20 protein-coding genes are annotated in these 21694 nt (G+C 72.2%); 7 read left to right on the forward strand and 13 right to left on the reverse strand.

Features of this window, described 5'->3' with window-relative positions:
* Positions 1–169 precede the first annotated feature (169 nt).
* Positions 170–1627 (reverse strand): aldehyde dehydrogenase family protein, encoded by a 1458-nt coding sequence (locus tag ACFWY6_RS28650; RefSeq protein ID WP_384696141.1) that lies wholly within the window; start codon positions 1625–1627, stop codon positions 170–172.
* A 57-nt stretch (positions 1628–1684) separates the two neighbouring features.
* Positions 1685–2548, reverse strand: coding sequence for a helix-turn-helix domain-containing protein (locus ACFWY6_RS28655; RefSeq protein ID WP_384696144.1), 864 nt, complete (start codon positions 2546–2548; stop codon positions 1685–1687).
* 287 nt (positions 2549–2835) lie between these two features.
* Between ACFWY6_RS28655 and ACFWY6_RS28660 the strand changes: the two genes are divergently transcribed.
* Positions 2836–3321 (forward strand): ATP-binding protein, encoded by a 486-nt coding sequence (locus tag ACFWY6_RS28660; protein WP_266863807.1) that lies wholly within the window; start codon positions 2836–2838, stop codon positions 3319–3321.
* A gap of 60 nt (positions 3322–3381) precedes the next feature.
* Here ACFWY6_RS28660 and ACFWY6_RS28665 read toward each other — a convergent pair whose 3' ends face one another.
* The 5 genes from ACFWY6_RS28665 to rpmG all read right to left on the reverse strand — a co-directional run bounded on the left by ACFWY6_RS28665 (position 3382) and on the right by rpmG (position 5776).
* The gene (locus tag ACFWY6_RS28665; RefSeq protein WP_135330554.1) at positions 3382–3621 is read right to left on the reverse strand and encodes a DUF397 domain-containing protein; all 240 of its coding nucleotides are present in this window, start codon (positions 3619–3621) and stop codon (positions 3382–3384) included.
* Between the two features lie 345 nt (positions 3622–3966).
* Complete coding sequence (gene rpsR / locus ACFWY6_RS28670; protein ID WP_384696147.1) at positions 3967–4206, reverse strand: 30S ribosomal protein S18; 240 nt, start codon at positions 4204–4206, stop codon at positions 3967–3969.
* A complete protein-coding gene (locus tag ACFWY6_RS28675) occupies positions 4207–5334 on the reverse strand; it encodes a CobW family GTP-binding protein (RefSeq protein WP_384696179.1) in 1128 nt (375 codons plus the stop codon).
* A 5-nt stretch (positions 5335–5339) separates the two neighbouring features.
* Positions 5340–5606, reverse strand: a complete 267-nt coding sequence (locus ACFWY6_RS28680; RefSeq protein ID WP_384696150.1) for a type B 50S ribosomal protein L31 — start codon at positions 5604–5606, stop codon at positions 5340–5342.
* 5 nt (positions 5607–5611) lie between these two features.
* On the reverse strand, positions 5612–5776 hold the full coding sequence (gene rpmG, locus ACFWY6_RS28685; RefSeq protein ID WP_003999141.1) for a 50S ribosomal protein L33: 165 nt from the start codon (positions 5774–5776) through the stop codon (positions 5612–5614).
* 82 nt (positions 5777–5858) lie between these two features.
* Here rpmG and rpmB point away from each other — a divergent pair, with 82 nt between their 5' ends.
* From rpmB to ACFWY6_RS28700, 3 genes are all read left to right on the forward strand, one after another.
* Positions 5859–6095, forward strand: coding sequence for a 50S ribosomal protein L28 (gene rpmB, locus ACFWY6_RS28690; RefSeq protein WP_135330562.1), 237 nt, complete (start codon positions 5859–5861; stop codon positions 6093–6095).
* Positions 6095–6400, forward strand: a complete 306-nt coding sequence (gene rpsN / locus ACFWY6_RS28695) for a 30S ribosomal protein S14 (protein WP_384696153.1) — start codon at positions 6095–6097, stop codon at positions 6398–6400. The genes rpmB and rpsN overlap by 1 nt, the downstream gene beginning before the upstream one ends.
* A 76-nt stretch (positions 6401–6476) precedes the next feature.
* Entirely contained in the window at positions 6477–6968 is a 492-nt protein-coding gene (locus tag ACFWY6_RS28700) for a hypothetical protein (protein ID WP_384696156.1), read from the forward strand.
* Between the two features lie 104 nt (positions 6969–7072).
* On the opposite strand, the gene ACFWY6_RS28705 is transcribed toward ACFWY6_RS28700, so the two are convergent.
* On the reverse strand, positions 7073–9244 hold the full coding sequence (locus tag ACFWY6_RS28705) for an FUSC family protein (protein ID WP_384696159.1): 2172 nt from the start codon (positions 9242–9244) through the stop codon (positions 7073–7075).
* A gap of 256 nt (positions 9245–9500) precedes the next feature.
* Positions 9501–10673 carry a DUF2786 domain-containing protein gene (locus ACFWY6_RS28710; protein WP_384696162.1) on the reverse strand — a complete coding sequence of 391 codons (1173 nt, stop codon included), beginning with the start codon at positions 10671–10673 and terminating at the stop codon, positions 9501–9503.
* A gap of 83 nt (positions 10674–10756) precedes the next feature.
* Here ACFWY6_RS28710 and ACFWY6_RS28715 point away from each other — a divergent pair, with 83 nt between their 5' ends.
* Together ACFWY6_RS28715 and ACFWY6_RS28720 are read left to right on the forward strand one after the other, a co-directional pair.
* Positions 10757–11533, forward strand: a complete 777-nt coding sequence (locus ACFWY6_RS28715) for an ABC transporter ATP-binding protein (protein ID WP_384696165.1) — start codon at positions 10757–10759, stop codon at positions 11531–11533.
* Positions 11530–13782: an FtsX-like permease family protein gene (locus tag ACFWY6_RS28720; RefSeq protein WP_384696168.1), complete on the forward strand. Its 2253-nt coding sequence runs from the start codon at positions 11530–11532 to the stop codon at positions 13780–13782. The genes ACFWY6_RS28715 and ACFWY6_RS28720 overlap by 4 nt, the downstream gene beginning before the upstream one ends.
* A 526-nt stretch (positions 13783–14308) precedes the next feature.
* Here the strand turns inward: ACFWY6_RS28720 and ACFWY6_RS28725 are convergent.
* Positions 14309–15148, reverse strand: a complete 840-nt coding sequence (locus ACFWY6_RS28725; RefSeq protein ID WP_384696170.1) for a nitrilase-related carbon-nitrogen hydrolase — start codon at positions 15146–15148, stop codon at positions 14309–14311.
* A 328-nt stretch (positions 15149–15476) separates the two neighbouring features.
* Between ACFWY6_RS28725 and ACFWY6_RS28730 the strand changes: the two genes are divergently transcribed.
* On the forward strand, positions 15477–17192 hold the full coding sequence (locus ACFWY6_RS28730; RefSeq protein ID WP_384696172.1) for a bifunctional 3'-5' exonuclease/DNA polymerase: 1716 nt from the start codon (positions 15477–15479) through the stop codon (positions 17190–17192).
* A 33-nt stretch (positions 17193–17225) separates the two neighbouring features.
* Here ACFWY6_RS28730 and ACFWY6_RS28735 read toward each other — a convergent pair whose 3' ends face one another.
* From ACFWY6_RS28735 to ACFWY6_RS28745, 3 genes are all read right to left on the reverse strand, one after another.
* Positions 17226–20255, reverse strand: coding sequence for a BTAD domain-containing putative transcriptional regulator (locus tag ACFWY6_RS28735; protein ID WP_384696182.1), 3030 nt, complete (start codon positions 20253–20255; stop codon positions 17226–17228).
* A 477-nt stretch (positions 20256–20732) separates the two neighbouring features.
* Positions 20733–21086 carry a hypothetical protein gene (locus tag ACFWY6_RS28740; protein ID WP_384696175.1) on the reverse strand — a complete coding sequence of 118 codons (354 nt, stop codon included), beginning with the start codon at positions 21084–21086 and terminating at the stop codon, positions 20733–20735.
* Positions 21087–21310: 224 nt separating this feature from the next.
* Positions 21311–21640, reverse strand: a complete 330-nt coding sequence (locus tag ACFWY6_RS28745; protein ID WP_384696177.1) for a hypothetical protein — start codon at positions 21638–21640, stop codon at positions 21311–21313.
* Positions 21641–21694 lie beyond the last annotated feature (54 nt).

The following is a 21694-nucleotide window of genomic DNA, read 5'->3' on the forward strand; positions in this document are numbered from 1 at the left end:
GCCTCGTGTGGGCTGTGGGGTGTGTTTTTGTTTCCCCCACCCACCCCCCGGGGGGGGCGCGGGCGGGGTTTCCCCCACCCCACCAACATCCGCCCCGTGGGGGTCAGGTTCTGTCCGCAAGGGTCCGGAGGTTCGGTCGGGGAGTTCCACGACGTACGCGGAACGGTTCTCAGAAGGGGAAGCGCGACCTTCCGTGCTGCACCGAGATCCACTTCTGCGTCGTGAACGCGTCCACCGTCGACTCGCCGTTCAGCCGCCCGACGCCCGAGCTCTTCTCGCCGCCGAAGGGCACGATCGGCTCGTCGTGCACGGTGCCGTCGTTCACGTGGAACATGCCGCTCTTCACCTGCCGCGCGAACCGCACACCGCGCTCCACGTCGGCCGTGTGGACGGCGCCGCTGAGCCCGTACGGGGTGTCGTTGGTGATCCGCAGGGCGTCGTCCTCGCCGTCGAAGGGCATCAGGATCGCGACGGGGCCGAAGATCTCCTGCTGCAGGACCGGGGAGTCGGCCGGCACGTCCGCGAGGACGGTGGGGTGCACGAGGTTGCCCTCGACATGGCCGTGGATCAGCGCCTTCGCGCCCGACGCGACCGTCTGCTCGACGGTCTTCATCACCGCGTCGGCCTGCGAGGAGTTGATCAGCGGGCCGATGTGGGTCGCCGGGTCCGCCGGGTCGCCGGCCTTCAGGGTGGCGACCTTCGCGACGAACTTCTCGGTGAACTCCGCCTGCAGCGACCGGTCCACGAGGATGCGGTTGGCGGCCATGCAGACCTGCCCCTGGTGCACGAACCGGCTGAAGACCGCCGCGTCCACGGCGTAGTCGACGTCCGCGTCGTCCAGGACGACAAGGGCGCTGTTGCCGCCGAGCTCCAGGATCGAGCGCTTGAAGTTCGACGCGCAGACCGTGCCGACGTGCCGGCCGACGCGGTCCGAGCCGGTGAAGGAGATGACGCTCGGCACCGGGTGTTCGATGAACGCGTCACCGATCTCGGCGATGTCCGTGATGACGACGTTCAGGACGCCTGCCGGAAGTCCCGCGTCCTCGAACAGCCTGGCAAGGAAGCTGCCGCCCATCACGGGCGTGTTCTGGTGCGGCTTGAGCACCACCGCGTTGCCCAGGGCGAGCGCCGGGGCGACCGTCTTGAGGGAGAGCAGGAGCGGGAAGTTGAAGGGGCTGATGGCCCCGACCACGCCCACCGGGACGCGGTAGAGGCGGTTCTCCTTGCCGTCGTCGGGCGACGGAAGGATGCGGCCCTCGGGCTGCAGCGCGACATGGACGGCCTCGCGCAGGAATTCCTTGGTGAGGTGCAGCTCGAAGGCGGCCTTGAGCCGGGTGCCGCCCAGCTCGGCGACTATCGCCTCGGATATCTCGTCCTCGCGGTCCTCGATGATGCGCAGCGCACGCTCGAAGACTCCGCGCCTGGCGTAGGGGTTGGTCGCGCCCCACTCCTTCTGCGCACGCTCGGCCGCCCGGTAGGCCTGGTCCACCTCGTCGGCCGTGGCCACGGTGATCGACGCCAGCTTCTCCCCGTTGTACGGGTTGAAGTCGATGATGTCCCAGGAGCCGGATCCGGCCTTCCACTCACCGTCGATGTACTGGTGAGCCAGGTCAGTGAAGAAGGACATGAGACCCCTTGCCGCAGACTGTGCAGACATCTGATTTCACGTCATCGTACTGACGTTTCAGGTCAGTTGGAGTAGACCACGGAGAAGATCCCGGCTATCGGCCGGATTCGGGCTGTCGCTCTGCAACTGGCTCACCACCCGCTCGTACTGGGCCACTTCCTCGCCCTTGTCGAGATACAGGGCTCCGGTCAGCTGCTCCACGTACACGACGTCCGAGAGGTCCGATTCCGGGAAGCGCAGCATCGTGAACGCTCCGCTCTCGCCCGAGTGCCCACCGAAACTGAACGGCATCACCTGAAGGGTGACATTCGGCCGTTCCGAGATGTCGATGAGATGCTGGATCTGACCGCGCATCACTTCCCGGTCTCCGTACGGGCGTCGCAGGGCCGCCTCGTCGAGTACGCAGTGGAAGCGGGGAGCGCGCTCGGACACGAGCAGCTTCTGGCGCTCCAGACGGAGCGCGACGCGGCGCTCGATCTCGGCTTTGCTCGCGCCCTTCATGCCGCGCGCGACGACCGCATGGGCGTACGCCTCGGTCTGCAACAGGCCGTTGACGAACTGGACTTCATAGACGCGGATGAGCGATGCGGCGCCTTCGAGACCCACATAGGTCTGGAACCAGCCGGGCAGGACGTCGGAGTAACTGTGCCACCAGCCCGCGAGGTTGGCCTCTTTGGCGAGCGAGAGCAGCGCGACGCGCTCGGTCTCTTCGGTGACGCCGTACAGCGTCAGCAGGTCCTCGACGTCCCTGGACTTGAAGCTCACCCGTCCCAACTCCATGCGGCTGATCTTCGATTCGGAAGCGCGGATCGAGTAGCCGGCCGCTTCACGGGTGATGCCACGCGATTCCCTGAGGCGCCTGAGTTGCGAGCCAAGGAGCATGCGCCGTACGACCGAGCCGCTCGACTCCCCTGCGGTCACTTCGCTCAATCCTCCCCATCACTTGGAAGCCAGCAGTCTGCCATTAAACGCTTCAGGCCGTACTCGTTCGGTTACAGAAACGGAAAGCCTTCGGAAGTCCTCCACAAGAAGTCGTAGGAAGAAATGGGCAAGAAGTGGCATGGGAACGGCCAAGTCCGGCGCGTGCACGTGCATCTGCCCTTGCATCTGCTGTACGCATTCGGAACCATGGTCCGCGCGCCACCTCTGTACCACCGACCGCGCCACCGCTCCATCGCTATGTACCGCGAAACCGGGGAGTGCCTCGCATGGGGACGAATGGATCGACCATGCTCGAGCCGTTACGGCAGGGGCTTCCCCCACTCGACCCTTCTGCGGTCTCCAGCGCGGCATCCTGCTCCCTGCCCGCCCGCTACGAAGCGGTGGGCAGCGCACGGCAGTTCACGCGCAAGACGCTGGACCAGTGGGAACTGGAAGAGCGCTTCGACGACATAGCCCTCGTCGTCTCCGAACTCGTCACCAACGCCCTCAGACACGCGCTGCCCTCCGACACCCCGCGCGACCAGAACCCGCCGGTGCGGCTGCACTTGATGCGCTGGACCTCGCGTCTGGTGTGCGCGGTGCGCGATCCCAGCGACGACAGTCCGGTGGCGCGCGAGACGGACGACGACTTCTCCGCCGAGTCGGGCCGCGGCCTGTTCCTGGTGGACTCCTTCAGCGACAGCTGGGGCTGGCACCCGCTCGCGGGCACCCTGCGCGGCAAGGTGGTCTGGGCGCTCTTCCAGCTGTCGTAGGCGGGCCGGCCGCCTTCATGGGCGGCCGCACCCGCTTTTCAGCGGGCACTTTTCAGCGGGCTAGCCACCTATCAGGTGGTCGAACTCCCCGTCCTTCATCCCGAGCAGCATCGCCTCTATCTCCGCCCGCGTGTAGACGAGCGCCGGGCCCTCGGGGAAGCGCGAGTTGCGCACGGCGACGTCGCCACCGGGCAGTTTCGCGAACTCCACGCAGGATCCCTGCGAGTTGCTGTGCCTGCTCTTCTGCCAGACCACCCCGTGAAGCTCCGTGGCCGCCATGCCGTTAAACACGTGGTGCACAGGTCGCTCCCCGGTGGTGCAGTGCCTGATGTGGCTCTAGATGCAGTGGTCAACTGTTCCCGGATCATAGCTGTGTTCACATGCCGATGCATGGGCAGATGCACGTGCACGCGGGGTGTTCCCTTGGTTACAGCTCTGTCAGCACCTGCCCAGGCCCCCGCATGACATGCGAACACCAGCCCCCGCTAGAGAGAGACGCGTACCGCGCCCTTCGTGTTCCACCATCCGCGTCGTGGTCCAGGCCATCGGCCGATCGGGGGTCATGAATACGACGAAAGGCGGGCATCCGCCTACGGGTCACACGTAGGAAGATGCCCGCCTTCGGAGGGCCGGGTGGGGCGCGCTTCAGCGAGGAGAGCCGTAGGGCAGCAGCGCCATCTCCCGGGCGTTCTTGATCGCCCGCGCGAGCAGCCGCTGCTGCTGGGCGCTGACACGGGTGACCCGCCGGGAGCGGATCTTGCCGCGGTCCGAGATGAACTTCCGGAGCAGATCGGTGTCCTTGTAGTCGATGTACGTGATCTTCGCCTGGTCCAGGGGGTTGGGGCGGGGCTTCTGGGTGCGCGGGGACGGCTTGCGGGGGGACATTCAGACCTCCAGGAGGGTGTCGAAGGCGGGGGGCAGGTGCTTCCAGGCGTCGCGTCCGGCGGCGTACTCCTCGTCGGTCAACAGGCAGGACTCCAGGACCTCTTCGAGCCCCTCGCGGTCCAGGCCCGGCGAGGTGAAGACCAGGTGCTGGCAGCAGTCGCCGTGCTCCGGATGCCAGTCGAGCGCGGCCGCCGCGCGCCGCACCGGCGGCACCATCTCCCACGCCGCGTCCGGCAGCGAGGCCAGCCACGGACCCGCGCTCTCCACGCACAGCGCGCCGCCGGCCGCGTCCCAGCCGAGCAGCGTGTCCGGATGGTCGGCCAGCCAGAACCGGCCGCGGCTGCGCGCCGCCGCGCAGGTCAGATCCTCCAGTGCCTGGTAGAGCCGCTCCGGGTGGAAGGGCCGGTCCCGGTGCCATACGAGGGTTGCGACCCCGTGCTCGTCGGCGTCGGTCGGAAGGAGCGCGCAGGACGGGTGCTGCGCCGCGGCGGCCGCCTCGACGTCGAAACCGGCGAGCGCGGCGCCCGCCAGGTCCCCATGACCGCTGATCGGGACCTGACGGGCAGTCGGGTGGAGCTGGGCGAGGAGCGCGCGGTCCTCGTCATCGGCCTCGGGAGAGTCGGCGATGGCCAGCACGGGTGCGTATTCGAGCTGGCGGGCCCAGGTGTCGGCGACCGTGCGCTGGTCCGACGCGGCGGCCGCGAGCCCGGCTTCCAGGAGGTCGTCGCCGTTGCCCAGGTAGGGCAGCAGGAGCGCCGGGTCGACGGCCGTGATCACGCCGCTCAGCCGCAGGCCCTCGTGCGCCGTGATCACCTCGGCCATCGCCTTGGGCTCGACGGAGTCCCACAGCTCGACGACCGCGAGCCGGGTGAGGCCCGAGTCCGCGAGCCGTTCGAGCTCCGGCACCAGGTCCTCACGCAGCGCGCAGCACGCGCAGTCGTTGACCAGCGGCGCCTCGCCCGTGGAGAGCACGCCGGTGGCGTCGCGCACCGTGCGCACGACCGTGCCGTGCACGGCCGTCGCCAGGTCGTGGTGGAGCGCGACGCTGCCCGGGACGGTGGCGAGGAGCCGGTCGACGGCCTGTTTGCGGGCGTCGGAGTGCAGGCCTCCGACGATCGCGATGTCCATGGAACTCATCGGCCGCGCTCACCGGGGCGCCGCGCGCCGAATCGGCGCTCGAACCGCTCCACGCGGCCCGCGGTGTCCAGGACCTTGGCCGTGCCCGTGTAGAAGGGGTGGCTCGCCGATGAGACCTCGACGTCGATGACGGGGTACGTGCGGCCGTCCTCCCACTCGACGGTCTTCTCGCTGGTCGCGGTGGACCGGGTGAGGAAGGCGAAGCCGGCGGACTTGTCGCGGAAGACGACCGGGCCGTACGGCGGGTGGATGTCCTTGCGCATGGCGGTCAGCGCTCCTCTCGGAAATCGACGTGGCGCCCGACGACGGGGTCGTACTTGCGCAGGGTCATGCGGTCGGGGTCGTTGCGGCGGTTCTTGCGGGTCACGTACGTGTACCCGGTTCCGGCCGTGGACCGGAGCTTGATGACGGGGCGGAGTTCGTTGCGAGCCATGGCGCTAGTGTATGAAAATGAATGCCGTTTTCAAAACGGTTCCACCGGGGATCCCCTCCCCACGACCGAGAGGTGCGTCACCATGTCCGCCCACTGCCAGCTGACCGGCGCTAAGCCGGGCTTCGGCAACCAGATCTCCCATTCGCACCGGCGCACGTCGCGCCGTTTCGACGTCAACGTCCAGAGCAAGCGCTACTGGCTGCCGAGCGAGGGCCGGCATGTGCGGCTGCGGCTCAGCGCCAAGGGCATCAAGACCGTCGACGCCATCGGCGTCGAGGCCGCCGTCGCCCGGATCCGTGCCCGCGGGGTGAGGGTCTGATGGCGAAGAAGAGCAAGATCGCGAAGAACGAGAAGCGGCGCGAGACCGTCGCCCGGTACGCCTCCCGCCGTGCCGAGCTGAAGGAGATCATCCGCAGGCCCGGCACCGGCGATGCCGAACGGGCCGCCGCCCAGGAGGAGTTGGCGCGTCAGCCGCGGGACGCTAGCGCCACGCGCGTCCGCAATCGGGACAGCGTCGACGGGCGTCCGCGTGGATACGTGGGGAAGTTCGGGCTTTCACGGGTGAAGTTGCGTGATCAAGCGCACGCCGGATTCCTCCCCGGGGTGCGCAAGTCGTCCTGGTAGCTTGGCGCGCGTTCATCGACCGAGTCGGCCGATCGGCCCGTTGCATCGGCCAGTCGCTAGGGGGAATTCAGTGCGCATGCGTGTCCGGAACGTACGTATCGGTGCCGCGGCGGCGGGTCTTGTCACCGCCCTTGTCCTGACCGGTTGCAGCAGTGACGGTGACGACGGCGGGAGCAAGGGCAAGGACAAGGGCTCGGCGGGTTCCTCCGCCGGGGCCGACGGGTCCGACACGCCGGACGAGGGCTCCGGCGACACCGGCGCCAAGGACGGGAGCGTCGAGGGCAGTTGGGTCACCACCGCCGACGGGAGCCCGCTCGCGATGGTGATCGCCGACAAGAAGGCGACGCTGCTCGGTGAGGACGTGCTGTGCAGTGGCACGGCGAGCGCCGACGCCATCGAGCTCAAGTGCGCCAAGGGCGACTCGGGCCGCACCAAGGGCACGGTCGAGTCGGTCAACGGCACGTCGATGTCGGTCGCGTGGGAGGGCTCCGGAACGGACCAGTTCACGAAGACCGAGGGCGGGAAGCTGCCGGAGGGGCTGCCGACGGCGGGGATTCCGCAGTCCTGAGTTCCGGTCCGTCTGGATTCTTCGGTCCGTCTGGGTTCTCCGGTCCGTCTGGATTCTTCGGTCCGTCTGGGTTCTCCGGTACATCCTGATTTTTCGTACGGCCGTCAGCGGGCGGCAGGGCCTTCGTGGTCCTGCCGCCCGTTGGTCTTTTCCTGTGCGTCGGACCCGTCCACCAGCATCGGGGCCGGGCTCGTGTCCAGGGCGTCGGAGACCTCCTCCAGGGTGGTGAGGAGGAGGCCCGCGCCTCTGCGCACGACCCGGTCGGGCACGCCTTCGCCGTCCCACTCCTCCAGGGCGGTGCGGACCGCCTCCCACTTCGGTACGCGGCGTTCGCGCACCGCCTTCGCGCCCTGCTCGGTCGACTTGCGCAGGGCCTTGGCCAGGCGGCCCGCCGCGGGGACGGGGGTCGCGCCGCGCTCGGGCAGATGGGCCTCCATCAGCATGGCCACGCGGCCGAGTTGGGCCAGGGCCTCCTCCGCGTCGGTGGCCGCGGCCCGGGAGAGGCCCCGGTGGCGGACCGGCTCGATCTTGGCGCGGTCGGACGCCTCGTGCCAGGCGATGCGGGCGTCGCGGGCGGCGAGCAGCGCCTCGCGGACGTCGGGGCAGGACTTGCCCGCGGGGTCGGCGTAGTGGCCGACGACCGCGGCGGCGTAACGGCCGTCCGCGATCAGCCAGTCGGCGAGGCGGGTGCGCAGCCGTGGCGTCTCCCAGGCCGGGTACACGGCGTACGCGATCATCGCGAGGACGCCGCCGAGGAGGGTCAGGATGACGCGCTCCGGCACCGTCTGCGTCCACTGCTCGCCGCCCATGCCGAGCAGGAACACGACGTACGCGGCGACGCAGGCCTGGGCGGCCATCTGTCCCGTACGCATCAGCAGGTACATCATTCCGGCGCACAGGACAGCGAGGATCGCGGAGAGTCCGGTGTCGGGGTGCGCCACCTGGACCAGGCCGGTGGCCAGGGCGACGCCGACCAGGGTGCCGCCGAAGCGGGCCACCGCGCGTGAGTACGTCTGCGAGAAGTCGGGCCGCATCACCATGACGGAGGCCATGGGGGCCCAGTAGCCGTGGCCGAAGGGGAGCCAGGTGCCGAGGAGGTAGCCGGCGGCTGCCACCGCGGTGACACGGATCGCGTGGCGGGTGACGGGGGACTCGTGGCGCAGGTCGGCCCGCATGGCGCGCAGGGCCGCGGGGATCAGCGCGGGGAGGGTGGGGCGGAGGAGGGGGGTGTGGGGTGGCTGCTGTTCGGGGGCCGCGCGGGTGCCCTCCGGGTCGGTGCGGGGGCCTTCGGGGGGCTTGCCCGCCGTTTCCACCACGTCGTGCAGCAGGGCCGCCAGGCGGGTGGCCGCTCTGCCGGCCGGGCCCGTGAGGACCGCTTCCGCGTCCGGGGTCCTGAGGGTGGCCAGGGCCGCGGGCGGGATGCGCACCGGTTCGCCGTGCCGGATCGCCCGCGCGGCGGCGTCGAGCACCGCTGCCGCCGCACCGAGGAGTTCGCGTACGCGGTCCCGCTCGGGGCCCTCTTCCGGTACGCCTACGGCCGGGTCGGCCAGGGAGGCGAGCACGGGGCGGATGCGTTCGGCGACGCCGCGGGCGCCGTGGAGTTCGGCGGGGCGGGTGCGGGCCTGGCGCGGGGTGATGGTCGCCGCGGCGCGGGCCGCCATCAGGGGCTCCGGGTCGAAGTCGGCCAGCGGGTCGTGGCGCAGCCTGCGGGCGTAGTCGGCCTCCGCCGCGAGGGCGTCCGCGAGCGCGTCGCGCTGGGCGCCCCATCTGCGTACCGGGAAGAGGATCACCAGCGCGGCCTGGACCGCGCCGCCGACCACCATCATCGCGGCGTGGCCCGCCGCGGCGGCCACGGAGGTGGGCAGGGTGACCGTCACCAGCATGATCGCGACGTTGGACGAGGCGATGAGGCCGATGGTGGGGCCCGCGGCCCAGCTGAGGCCCGCCAGGAACGTCCACAGGGCGAGGAGGGCGAGGAAGAGGAAGGTGTGGGAGCCGGTGAGGTAGCCGAGGAAGGTGGAGACGGCGAGGCTGCTGCCGGAGGCGATGGCCAGTTCCGGGCGTGGGCGCCAGCTGCGCTGGAAGGTGGCGATGGCGGCCTGGTACGCCCCGAAGGCGGAGCTGGCGGCCACGGCCGGGCCGAAGAGGGTGAGGCTGAGCCCGATGACCAGGGCGAGGCCGGCCGCCCCGCGGAGCGCGATGAGGGGTTCGAGCCGCTTCCGCTCGACGCTGAGGCCCGAGCGGGCGGTCAATTTCAGCGCTCGGAGCCAGGTCACTCTGTGATGATACGGGGCATATCGGGCGGGGGGTCTGCGGTGGGGGGCGTCTTGGGCGCTCGGGGGTCGCCTGCGGTGCGGTTCGTCCTGGGGGCGGGGCCGCGCCGGTATGTCCGTACTCGCCATCTCGGTCTGAGCGTCTTGCTGCTGCGGCTGGGGAGCGCTGCGTACCGTGCTCCGTGCGGACATACCGACACGTCCCCTCGCGTCTCGTCGCGCGCCGACGGTGCGTGGGGGCCGATGTCCGTTGCTTCGGCTAAGGGAGGCTGCGCGCCGAAGGGGGCAGGTGGGCCTGGTCGGCGGCCGTGGTGCCCGAGTGCCAGCCCGCCGCGTCGCTCGCGCCGCGGACTCGGGTGGTCGTCGTCGCGGGGAACATCCGCTCGGCGGTATCCGTGACGGCCACGTCTCGTGCCGCGAGGACCGGGAGGAGTTCGCCGGCCTCCGGGGACTCGTCCGCCACGTGCTCGGCGGTGGCGGCCAGGCGCGCGCCCAGGCGGTTCGCGTACGCCAGCAGGAACGCCTGACGGAATGTTTTCGTGCGCTTTCGGCCGCCTGCCCGCTGTCCGGCCTCCGCCTTCGTCATCGCCGTGGTTCCTTGCAGGAGGAGCGATGTGTGGAGCAGCTCCACCACCTCCAGGTCGGGCTCGAAGCCGACGACCGTGGAGAAGCCGTACGCCTCGTTCCAGACCGCCCGGCAGTGGTTCGCCGTGGCCACCGCGTCCAGCAGGATCGCCTTCGCCGTCTCGTACGGCGCGTCCACGCCGATGCGGCAGGCGCCGGGGGTGTTCTTGGCGTGCGTGCGGGACGCGAGCAGGGCCTCGTCGATGGTGTGCCTGGCCATCAGCTCCTGCGCCTTGGCCGTGAGCGCCTCCGCCTCCTCGGGGAAATCCGTCCCCTCCGCCTTGGCGAGCAGGGCGCGGATACGGGTGAGGATGCGGGGTTCCTCGTGGCCGGGGGGCGGCGGGGTGTGCAGGGGGGTGCCGGGAGCCGGGCCCACCGGCTCGATCGGCGGAAGGCGGAGGAGGACGCGGTAGAGGGCCAGAGTCGTGGTCGCCCGGGAGAAGCGGTCGGCGGGGCGGGGGCGTGCTGCCGGGTCGGCGTCCGGGGCGAGTTCGGCGAGTTGCGCTCTCCAGCGGGGCGGGAGGGTGTCTCCGTGGCGTCGGGTCTCGCCCGTGATCAGCTCGGCGGCCAGGCGGGCCTGATCGGGGTCGCTGTCGGTCTGTGCGCGTCGCACCATGCGCACGACGTCCGCCGGCTGCCAGCCACGCTCCCACGCCCGCCGCACCAGCTCCTCGCCCCTGCGGCGCAGCTCCGCGTCGGCCTCGGGGGCGGCCGCCAGGAGGGAGGCGCCGGTGTCGAGGCCCGCGTCGCCGTCCGCGTACAGCGCTGCCGCGAACGCCTTGTCGATCACCTCGGTCACCGGATCCATACGCCAAGGGTATGGCTGGCCCTACCTCCACAAGGCCCCCCAGTGGTCGTGCCCGGGAGGCCTCCCGGCGGTTGGCTTGGGGCATGACATCAACTGCCGTACGCCTTACGGCGGTCCGTCGCCTCTATCGCGATGTGACCGCCCTCGACGGAGTCGACCTCCAGCTGGCGAGCGGGACCTTCACCGCGATCATGGGGCCATCCGGGTCCGGCAAATCGACGCTGCTGCAGTGCGCCGCCGGGCTCGACCGGCCGACGTCCGGGGCCGTCGAGGTGGGCGGCACCGAGCTGACCGGGCTGAGCGAGCGGCGCCTGACGCTGTTGCGGCGGGATCGCATCGGCTTCGTCTTTCAGTCCTTCAATCTGCTGCCCTCGCTGACCGCCGCGCAGAACGTGGCCCTTCCACTGCGGCTCGCGGGGCGCAGGCCCTCGCGTACGGAGATCCGGGACGCGCTCGCCCGTGTCGGGCTCGCCGGGCGCGCCCGGCATCGGCCCGGCGAGCTGTCCGGCGGCCAGCAGCAGCGGGTCGCCCTCGCGCGTGCGCTGGTCACCCGGCCCGCCGTGCTGTTCGGGGACGAGCCGACCGGTGCGCTCGACACGACGACCAGCCGTGAAGTGCTCGTGCTGTTGCGGGGGTTGGTGGACGGAGAAGGGCAGACGGTCGTGATGGTGACTCATGATCCGGTCGCCGCTTCGTACGCGGACCGGGTGGTGTTCCTGGTCGACGGGCGCGTCGCGGATGAGGCGGTCGCTCCGGGGGTGGGGGAGGTGGCTCGGCGGATGGCCGGGCTTGAGGCCCACGGTGGGGACGGCTTTGGGGCCGAGGGTGGCCTTCGGGCCGGGGCGGTGGCTGGGTCATGATGGTTTTCGCCTTTTTGCGTGCCCGGTGGGTCAGTCTTCTCGGGGCCTTTGTCGCCGTCGCGCTCGGCGTCGCGCTCGTCGCCGCCATGGGGCTCGGGCTCGCGTCCACGCTCAGCGCGCCCGAGCGTGAACCCGTGCGGTTCGCGGGATCGCCCGTGGTCGTCATGGGGCAGGACCGGCTGACCGTGCCGGTCGAGCGGGGGCCGGACATCGGGTACGTATCCAAGCCGCTCGCTCATCCACACCCTGTGGATATCGAACTTCTGCGCGAGCTGCGCCGGCTCGGCCCGGTGCGGACGGACGGGGCGAAGCGGGACGCCGTGGGTGTGGACGCGGCGGCCGCGGATGTGCGGGAGGTGGTGGGGAAGCGGGCCCGTGTTCTCACCGGGGGCGATCGGCGGCTCGCCGAACCCGGGACGGCGCGGGACGCCGAGGCGCTCGTCGCCGTGAACTCCTTTCTGGGAACGGCCGGTGGGGTGTCCGCGTTCGTTTCCGTCTTCGTCACCGCGTCCACGTTCGCCTTCGTGGTGGCGCTGCGGCGGCGGGAGTTGGGGCTGCTGCGGATGGCCGGGGCCACGCCGGGGCAGGTGCGCAGGACGCTCCTCGGGGAGGCGCTCGCCGTGGGTGTCGTGGCCTCCGCAGTGGGCTGCCTGCTGGGGAGTCGGGGTGCGCCGGTGCTCGCCGAGCGGCTGGTGGGGGCGGAGATCGCTCCCGAGTGGTTCGAGCTGGGCGAGGCCGTGTGGCCGTACCATCTCGCCTTCTGGGTGGGCGTGTTGGTGGCCTTCTCGGGGGCGTGGGTCGCCTCCCGGCGGGCCGGGCGCGTGGGGCCCGTCGACGCGTTGCGCAACGCCTCGGTGGACAGCGGGGTCATGCCGTGGAGCCGGCGGATCGTCGGGGCGGCGCTGCTGGCCGCGGGGCTCGGGATGCTGGGGTGGACGCTGTGGAGCGATCCGGCCGCGCTGATGAAGCGGAAGACGTACACCACGCAGCCGATGATCCTCATCACGGCGCTGGCCGCGCTGACTCCCCTTCTCGTACGTCCCGTCGTCCGCGCCGTCCCGCTGCCCGGCGCCGTCGGCCTGCTCGTCCGGGAGAACTCCGCCGCGTCGGTGCGCAGGACCGCGGCCGTCGCCGCGCCGGTGCTCGTCACCGTGGCGCTCGCCGGGTCGCTGCTCGGCTCCGCGGAGACGGCGGGGGCGGCGCGGGCCGCGGAGGCGCGGGAGCGTACCGGGGCCGATTTTGTCGTAACCGGCGATGATTTGAAGCCTGTTGGGCGGGTGGACGGGGCTGTGGTGGCCGCCTCGTCGTCCACCGCGGTGTACGTGCGGGAGGAGGGCAGCGCGCTCGTCCGGTCGGATGCGCGGGCGGTCGAGGATCCCGCGGCGTTCGCCTCGGTGTCCCGGCTGCCGGTGGTGGACGGGGACGTGCGCGATCTCGACGACCGGTCGATCGTCGTCAACGAGGAGTGGGAGCGGCGGCGGGTCGGTGAGTGGGTCGATGTCTGGCTGGGGGACGGGCGGGCTGCTCGGTTGCGGATCGTGGCGGTGCTTGAGCGGGGGACCGGGGACAACGGGGCTTACGTCACTTCGGCCAATGCGGGGGCCGGAGCTGGGGTGGACCGGGTGGATGTGGGGCTGCGGGCGGGCTCGGGGGTTGGCCGGGGGGAGGTTGGCGCCGTGCTTCGGGATCGGGTCGGGGGCGGGGGCGGGGGCGGGCGCGCAGGCGATGGCGGTAGCGGTGACGGCGGCGGTAGCGGTGACGGCGGCGGTAGCGGTGGCGGAGGTGGTGGCGGAGGCGGTGACGGTGACGGAGGCGGAGGCGTGGTGCGGTCCGGTGAGCAGTGGCTCGCCGATACGTATCCGGTCACCAAGGCCCAGACGCGGCTCGGGCTGCTGACGCTGCTCGGGATCGCCCTCGTCTACACGGCGATCTCCCTCGCGGGCACGCTGCTGATGGCCACGTCTGTGCGGGGGCCGGAGCTGCGGGCGCTGCGGATGGCGGGGGCGACGGGGCGGCAGGTGCGGATGGTCGTCGCCGGGGAGACGCTGTTGGCCGTGGCGGTGGGAACGGTGCTCGGGGTGGCCGTGACGCTGGTCAATCTGGGCGCCTTGAGCGCGGGTCTTGCGCGGTTGTCGGCGCCGGCGGGGGTGGTGGTGCCGTGGGGGGCGGTGGGCGTGTGCGCGGTTGGTTGCGCGGTGGTGGGTGTGGGGGTGGTGCAGGTGTGTGGCCTCGGGCGGTGGGAGGGGTGAGGGGCGTCTTGGGGGGGGCGGGGGTCTCTGCGGGGCGGTGCGTCTTGGGGGCGGGCTGTGGTCGGGGGTGGTGGGTGTGGGGCGGTGCGTCTTGGGGTGGGGCTGCGGGTTCGTCGCCGGCTGCGGGGCGGTCCGGCTGTGGGGCGGGGCCGCGGCTCGGGTGCCGGCTGCGGGGCGGTCCGGCCGTGGAGCGGGGCCGCGCCGGTATGTCCGTACTCGCCATCTCGGTCTGAGCGTTTTGCTGCTGCGGCTGGGGAGTGCTGCGTACCGTGCTCCGTGCGGACATACCGACACGTCCCCTCGCGAGCGTTGCGCGCTGGCCGTGCGTGGGGGCCGGGGTCCGGTCCCTTGCGTACGTCGCCCACTGCGGGCGTGTGGTGCAGTTCCGCCACCTCCCCCACCCACCCCGGCCTCCGCTGCTGTGGGCAGGCGTTCCGCAGGGCGGAACGGGTGGGCACAGCCCCAGCTGCCGAGTGCCGATGAAGCCAGGCGGAGGGGCAAAGACTCCCCCGGCCCACGCCAGGGATCAGCTGTCGCCGCCCTCGTCGATCAGGCGGCGTACCTCCCGGTCGATCAGGCCGAGGCGCGCCTCGGCCACCAGCGGCACCGCCCTCCGGTGACGGCGGGACTCATGGACGTCGATGTCGACCGTCACCAGCGCCGGCTCCCACTTCGGCGCCTGCGCCACCACCGAACCCCGCGGATCCACCACCCGCGAGCCACCCCAGAACGACGCCCCGTTCTCGTTCCCGACCCGGTTCACGAAGACCACCCAGCACTGCAGCATGCGCGCCGTATAGGAGAGGAGCGTGTCCCAGTACAGACCCGTGTCCATCGCCTCGGGGTCGAGGCTGGCCGCGCTGTTCGTGGGGACGATGATCACCTCCGCCCCGTCCTGCACCGCGAGCCACGGCAGCACCGGCTGCCATGCGTCGTTGCAGACGAGGGTCGCCGCGCGGCCGTGGCCGCCGGGCAGGTCGTACGCGCGCAGGTGCTGGCCGGGGCTCACATGCTTGCGCTCCTCCCACGCCAGGTAGTTGGGGAGGTACAACTTCCGGTGGGTGTGGAGGAGTTGGCCGCTCGCGTAGTACGCGGACGTGTTGTACGCCCGCAGGCTGGTGTGTTCGTGGATGCCGACCATGACGTCGGGGCCGAGCGTCGACAGTTCGAGGAGGCGGGGGTCCTTCGCGTCCAGGGACGTGTCGCGGTGCAGTCCGCCCAAGTGGTAGCCGTGCAGACTCAGCTCCGGGAAGACGACGAGATCCGCGCCCTGCGCCGCCGCCTGGCCGATCTGGTCCCGCGCCACCGCGAGGTTCTCGTCCACCTCACCGAGGGCACAGTCGGTCTGCGCAAGGGCCACTCTCATGGCTCCGAGCCTCGCAGCGCCCGGCGCCCCCCGCATGTCGGGGACGCCCGGCCGTGACGCGGGGCGATCGGGCAGGTGGGCGGAAGAGACTCGTTCGGCAACCCCACAGCCGCGGGGCAATCGAGCAGGTGGGCGGGAAAGGCCCGTTCGGCAACGCACCCACCGCAGGGCAATCGGGCGGGCGGGCGGGAAAGGCCCGTTCGGCAACGCACCCACCGCAGGGCAATCGGGCGGGCGGGCGGGAAAGGCCCGTTCGGCAACGCCCCCGCCGCGGGGTGACCGCCAAGGCCCCCGGCCAGTGTCAGTGGCGGCTGGCACACTCGGCGGTGTGATCGAAAGGTGGGCCATCGCAGCCACCGAGACCGGCGGCGCCACCCTCGCCCCGCTCGGGGACGACGGCCTGCCCGCGGGCCCCGTCCAGGAGGAGCCCGACCTCGCCGGGGCCGTCCGCGACCGCCCGCACGTGACCCGCTGGGTCTGGCGCTCCACCGCCGAGATCTACCCCCGCCTGCTGGCCGCCGGCACCCGGGCCGACCGTTGCTACGACATCGAGGACGCCGAGCAGCTCCTGCTCGGTCACGAGGGCCGCCTCGGCGAGCCCCGCTCGGCAGCCGCCGCCTGGGCCCGGCTGCACAACGCCCCCGTGCCCGCCGACCCGCCCCCCAGAGCCGCCGAGCCCGGCGCCCAGGACTCCCTCTTCGACCACTCCCCGGTGACCGCCCTCCCCTTCGAGGCCCTGCTTGAGGTGTACGCGGAACAGCAGCGAAGACACGGCGCCACCGAGCACCCCGGCCGGATGCGGCTGCTCACCGCGGCCGAGTCGGCGGGCATGCTCGTGGCCGCCGAGATGAACGTCGCGGGCCTCCCCTGGCGCGCCGACGTCCACCACGCCCTGCTCACCGAACTCCTCGGCGAGCGGTACGCGGGCGGCGGGCGGAACGCGGGAGCCACCGAGCCGCGCCGCCTCGCCGAACTCGCCGACGAGGTCTCCGCCGCCTTCGGCCGCCGCGTACGCCCCGATCTGCCCGCCGACGTCATCAAGGCCTTCGCGCAGGCCGGCATCAAGGTCAAGTCCACCCGGCGCTGGGAGCTCGAGGAGATCGAGCACCCCGCCGTGCAGCCCCTCATCCAGTACAAGAAGCTGTACCGCATCTGGGTCGCGCACGGCTGGAGCTGGCTGCAGGACTGGGTGCGCGACGGCCGCTTCCGCCCCGAGTACACACCGGGCGGCACCGTCACCGGCCGCTGGACCACGAACGGCGGCGGCGCCCTGCAGATCCCCAAGGTCATCCGGCGCGCCGTCGTCGCCGACCCCGGCTGGCGGCTCGTCGTCGCCGACGCCGACCAGATGGAGCCGCGGGTCCTCGCCGCGATCTCGCGCGACCGGGGCCTGATGGAGGTCGCGGGGAGCGACGAGGATCTCTACACGCGCCTCTCCGACCGCGCGTTCGCCGGCGACCGCGACCACGCCAAGATCGCCCTCCTCGGCGCCGTCTACGGCCAGACCTCCGGCGACGGCCTGAAGAACCTGGCGGCGCTGCGCCGCAGATTCCCCGCCGCCGTCGCGTACGTCGACGATGCGGCGAAGGCAGGCGAGGAGGGCAGGCTCGTACGGACCTGGCTGGGCCGCACCAGCCCCCCTGCGGCCGGCGCGGGCGACTTCGACGAGGCGGGCATCCCGCAGGGTGATGACCTTGAACAGCCCACCCAGGAGGGCGAGTTCACCCCTGGCTACGCCTCGACGAACTCCCGCGCCCGCGGCCGCTTCACCCGCAACTTCGTCGTCCAGGGCAGCGCGGCCGACTGGGCGCTGCTGATGCTGGCCGCGCTGCGCCAGGCCATCACCGCGTCCGGGCTCCGCGCCGAGCTGGTCTTCTTCCAGCACGACGAGGTGATCGTGCACTGCCCCGAGCAGGAGGCCGCCGCGGTCGTGACGGCGATCCGGGAGGCCGGGGAGCTCGCGGGCCGCATCGCCTTCGGCGAGACGCCGGTGCGGTTTCCGTTCACCACGGCCGTGGTGGAGTGCTACGCCGACGCGAAGTAAGCCCCGTACAGGTAAGGCCAAGTCCCGTACGCATCAGGCATGTTGAGGCACCGAGCCCGCCAGCAGGCCCTTCAGCTCGCCCACCACCTCGCTGCTGTCCGTGCCGTCGAGCGCCGCGAGCGCCGCCTCCCATTGCGCGTACGCCTCTTCGACGTGCCCATCGGCGTACAGGAGAAGTCCGCGCTGATGGCGGGCGAGCCCCGCCCGATGGTCGTCGGCCCGTGCCTCCGCGCGGTCCAGGAGGTCGTCGCACTCCCGCACCGCGTCGCACGTGCGGGACAGCTCGCGCAGCGCCCGCACCGTTCCGAGGCGCACCCGGGACTCGTTGTGCCAGTCCTCGGCCTCGTCGTGGATGCGCAGGCTCTCCTCGAAGTGCGTGAGCGCATTGGCCGGTTCGCCCAGGGCCAGATAGGAGTAGCCGATGTCGCAGTGCGCCTCCTGCCGGACACCGTCGTGGCCCTGGGCCTCGCCGATCTCCAGGCTTCGCCGGTGACAGTCGATCGCCGCGCGCGCGTCGGTGTGCTCGTAGATGTTGCCGAGGTTGCTGAGGGCGAACGCCTCGCTCAGGGGGTCGTCCAGGCTCTTGGCCAGCTCCATGCTCTGCCGCAGCGCGTCCGCCGCTTCCTCGTAGCGGCCGAGCGCTTCGAGCAGCAGGCCGCGGTTGATGACGGCCCGGTGGACGCACGACACGTGGCCGAGCTCCCGCCACAGGACCAGCGCCTCGTCGATCCGCTCAAGCGCCGCGCCGCTGCGCCCCGACACGTAGTTGAGGCCCGCGAGGTCGGTGAGGGCCTGCGCCTCGCCGTCGCGGTCACCGCTGCGCCGGGCCGCGGTCACCGCGAGCCGGGTCAGGAGGTCGGCCTCGGCGAGCCTGCCACGGCGTTTGAGGTACGAGAAGATGCAGCGGACCAGGACGGGGAGGAGGGCGGACGAGCGGCCGTAGCGGTCGGCGACCGCTATGACGTTCGCGAGCTCCGTGTCGCCCCAGGCGAAGGCCTGGTCGGTGGACATCGCCGGCACGGCACCGGCCGCCGCACCTTCCGGGCCGGCCCCGGATCCCTGCGAGCCACCCCCGAATCCCTTCGCGCGCCCGGCGGACAGCCGCTCCGCCACGCCCCGCATCCGGTCGTCGCGGTCCAGGCCCTCCGGCATGATCGCAAGGAGGCTCTGCAGCGCCGACTCCGCGTACCAGTGCAGCGCCGACTCCGCCACCTCCGCGGCGGTGACCCCGCACCGGCTCTGGCGTGCCGCCTCCCTCGCGAAGTCGCGTACGAGGTCGTGCGGGGCGTACCGGCCGTACGCCGTCTCCTCGAGCAGCGCGACGTCGACAAGCCGGTCGAGAGCGGCCTCGGCGCGCCGTTCCGCCACGCCCAACAGCCGGGCGAGGAGCGGCACTCCGTACGTCGGCAGGTCGAGCGCGCCGATCCGGGCGAGGGCCACGGCGGCGTCCTGATCGGCCTCGCGCTCCGAGCCGCACAGCGCGTCCAGGGCGACGGCGAGCGAGCGGCGCACGCTCAGGTCGTCGTGTTCGAGGTGGTGCAGGCGTCCGTCGCTCGCGGTGAGGAGTTCGGCGAGCGCGTCCGGGGTGAGCGCGCGGCGGGCGGCGAGCCGGGCCGCGACGATGCGCAGGGCCAGCGGGAGTCGCCCGGCGAGTTCGACCAGGGGGTGCCCGGCCTCAAGGCCCGCGCGCCCGGAGACGGCACGCAGCAGCGCGGCGCTGTCCCGGCCGGAGAGCGGCTCCAGCGGGAAGCGGCCCGCGCCGTCGAGCGCGGCGAGCGGTGAGCGGCTGGTGACGATGACCGCGCAGCCGGACCCGGCGGGAAGGAGCGGACGTACTTGAGCGGCGGTGGCCGCGTCGTCCAGGACCATCAGGGTGCGGGTGGGCGCGAGCAGCGAGCGGAGCAACGCCGATGCCGCGTCCGGGTGCTGGGGGCTGCGCTGCGGCTCCACACCCAGGTCGCGCAGGAGCGCGGCGAGCGCCTGGTCCGGGGTGAGGGGCGTCATGCCGGGCGTCGCGCCGTGCAGGTTGACGTAGAGCTGCCCGTCCGGGAACCGCTCGCGCAGCCCGTGCGCCACATGCAGGGCGAGCGCGCTCTTGCCGACACCGGCCATGCCGGAGACGACGGCGACGGGGGACGTGCCCTCTTCGTCGCCGCCTCCCGCGAGCAGTCGCGAGAGGGCGTACGTCACATCGGTACGACCCGTGAAGTGCGGCGGGGACGGCGGGAGTTGAGCGGGGGCGGGTGCCGCGGCGGCAGCGACCGGATCGTCGATCACGGCGGGTTCGGGGTCGGCGACCCCCGGCACGGCGGACCCACCCGGCTCCTGAAGGACCACCCGGTGTGCCTCGCGCACCGCGGCGCCCGGCTCCACGCCGAGCTCCTCGACCAGCCTGCGCCGCAGCTCCCGGTGCACGGCGAGCGCCTCCGCCTGCCGCCCGGCGCGGTGCAGGACCAGCATCAGCTGCCGGTGGAAGGCCTCCCGCAAGGGGTACTCGGCGACCAGCTCGGCAAGCTCCGGCACGAGCCCGCCACCGCTGCCGAGGCCGATCTCCGCGTCGTAGCGCAGTTCGAGGGCGAGCAGCCGCGCCTCTTCGAGCCGTGGCACGAGCGCGTGGCCCGCGGCGTCCGGGGGCAGGCCGTCCAGCGGGGTGCCGCGCCACAGGGCGAGCGCGTCGGCCGCGGCGTCCGCGCAGGCGTCCCAGTCGCGCTCCGCGTGCGCCGCCCTGGCCCGCGCGACCAGCTGCTCGAATACGCGTACGTCGAGCTCGCCCTCGCCCACGCGCAGTCGGTAGCCCGGGGGCACCGCCCGCAGCCGGTCCGGGTCGTCGAGCAGCCGGCGCAGGCGCGTGACGTGGTTCTGCAGCGATGCGTGCGCGGAAGCGGGCGGGTGGCCGCCCCAGAGTGCGTCCTTGAGGGCGTCGACGGAGACGACCCTGCCCGGTTCGAGGAGGAGTGCGGCAAGGAGTGCGCGCCCCTTGGCGCTCTGGACGGGCTGCGGCTCACCGTCCGCGTCGTACACGGCGGGTGCGCCAAGGAGCCCGAACCGCAACTCACTCCGCATGCCCACGCCATCTCCCGCCAACCGTTGGCCTCATGTTAGCGATCGGTTGGCGGGCCCTGATGGAATCCATGCATCGGAACCGACCACGGCGGTGCTCGCGCGGATCGCGCAGCTCGGGGGAGTGACGCCGCCGCGGTCGGGTCCGATCATTTTCCGCAGGGAGCGGTCAATTCCCTTACCTGATGGGCCACTTGGGGACTCTTTACCCCTGAGCCGCGCCTCTCGGCGCCGATGAGCCCGCCGGATCCGCACACGAGTCACGGCTGTCCGGCGGCCGCGCGGGGGCGGAGCCGCCTCGGATACCGGCACCATTTGCTCACTGGTTGGTCACCATTCGCACACGCGTCGGAGCCCGACGCGGGCTTCGCCCGCCCGCGCCGTTGGCCGAGCCGATGCATTACCGCCGGTACGGCAGACTACCCGCTGCACGGTACAACTATCCGCCGCATGGGGGCGGGAGCCGATCGCCGGACCCGGCTACCCGCCGTACGGCACGACCACGACCTGAAAGTCGTCCTCGTACACGACCCGCCCCGGATCCGACGACCGCAGCATCCGGCACTCGACGCCGTGCGCGTCGAGGATCTCCAGATAGCCCGGCACCCGCTCGATGAGGTGCGTGGCGGTCGACTTGAACCAGGCCACGGCTCCCGGGGTGAGCTCGGGGTCGTACACCGTCGGGTCGACCTTCGAGGGGGTCGGGTACGCGGCGTCGTACCAGTCGTTGTTGGCCCGCCGGAAGCGCTCCTGCTCCGGCGTCAGCTTTCCCTCCCGGGCAAGGCCGTTGACCAGCACGAACACTCCGGGAAAGTGCCCGCGCTCGTGCCGCACCGGCGACTGGAACCTTACGAACTCCGCCGAACCCTCCGGGCGCACTGTCCCCGCTGTCTCTGCTGTCTCCGCTGTCCCCGCTGTCTCCGCTGTCCCCGCTGTCCCCGCCGCCTCCGCTGTCCCCGCTGCCCCCGCTGTCTCCGCTGTCCCCGCTGCCCCCGCTGTCTCCGCTGTCCCCGCTGCCCCCGCTGTCTCCGCTGTCCCCGCTGTCTCGTCATCGCACATCAGCGCATCCTCGCATCGCCGCCCGCGCCCGGCCCCGCCCTGCGAGCAAGTTCGGCCAGCACTCCCAACGCGTCCCCGAGCACGTCCACCGGCGGCGACGCGAGCCCGATCCTGACGGCGCCGGGCGCGGACCGCTCCCCGATCGCGAAGGCCGACCCTGGCGTCACGGCGACACCCCGCTCGGCCGCGGCGGCGACGAAGGCCTCGGCCCGCCAGTGCGGCGGCAGCTCCCACCAGCAGAAATAGGAACGGGGGTCGACACGGACCCGCCCCGAGCGAGCCCCGGACCCCGCGACCGCCCCTGAGCCTGCGCCCGAGCCCACACTCACACCCACACCCCCACCCACCCCCCCCCCCCGCCCCCCGGCCCGGGGGCCCCCCCG

It is taken from the genome of Streptomyces sp. NPDC059037, from assembly GCF_042740015.1.
Classification (GTDB): domain Bacteria; phylum Actinomycetota; class Actinomycetes; order Streptomycetales; family Streptomycetaceae; genus Streptomyces.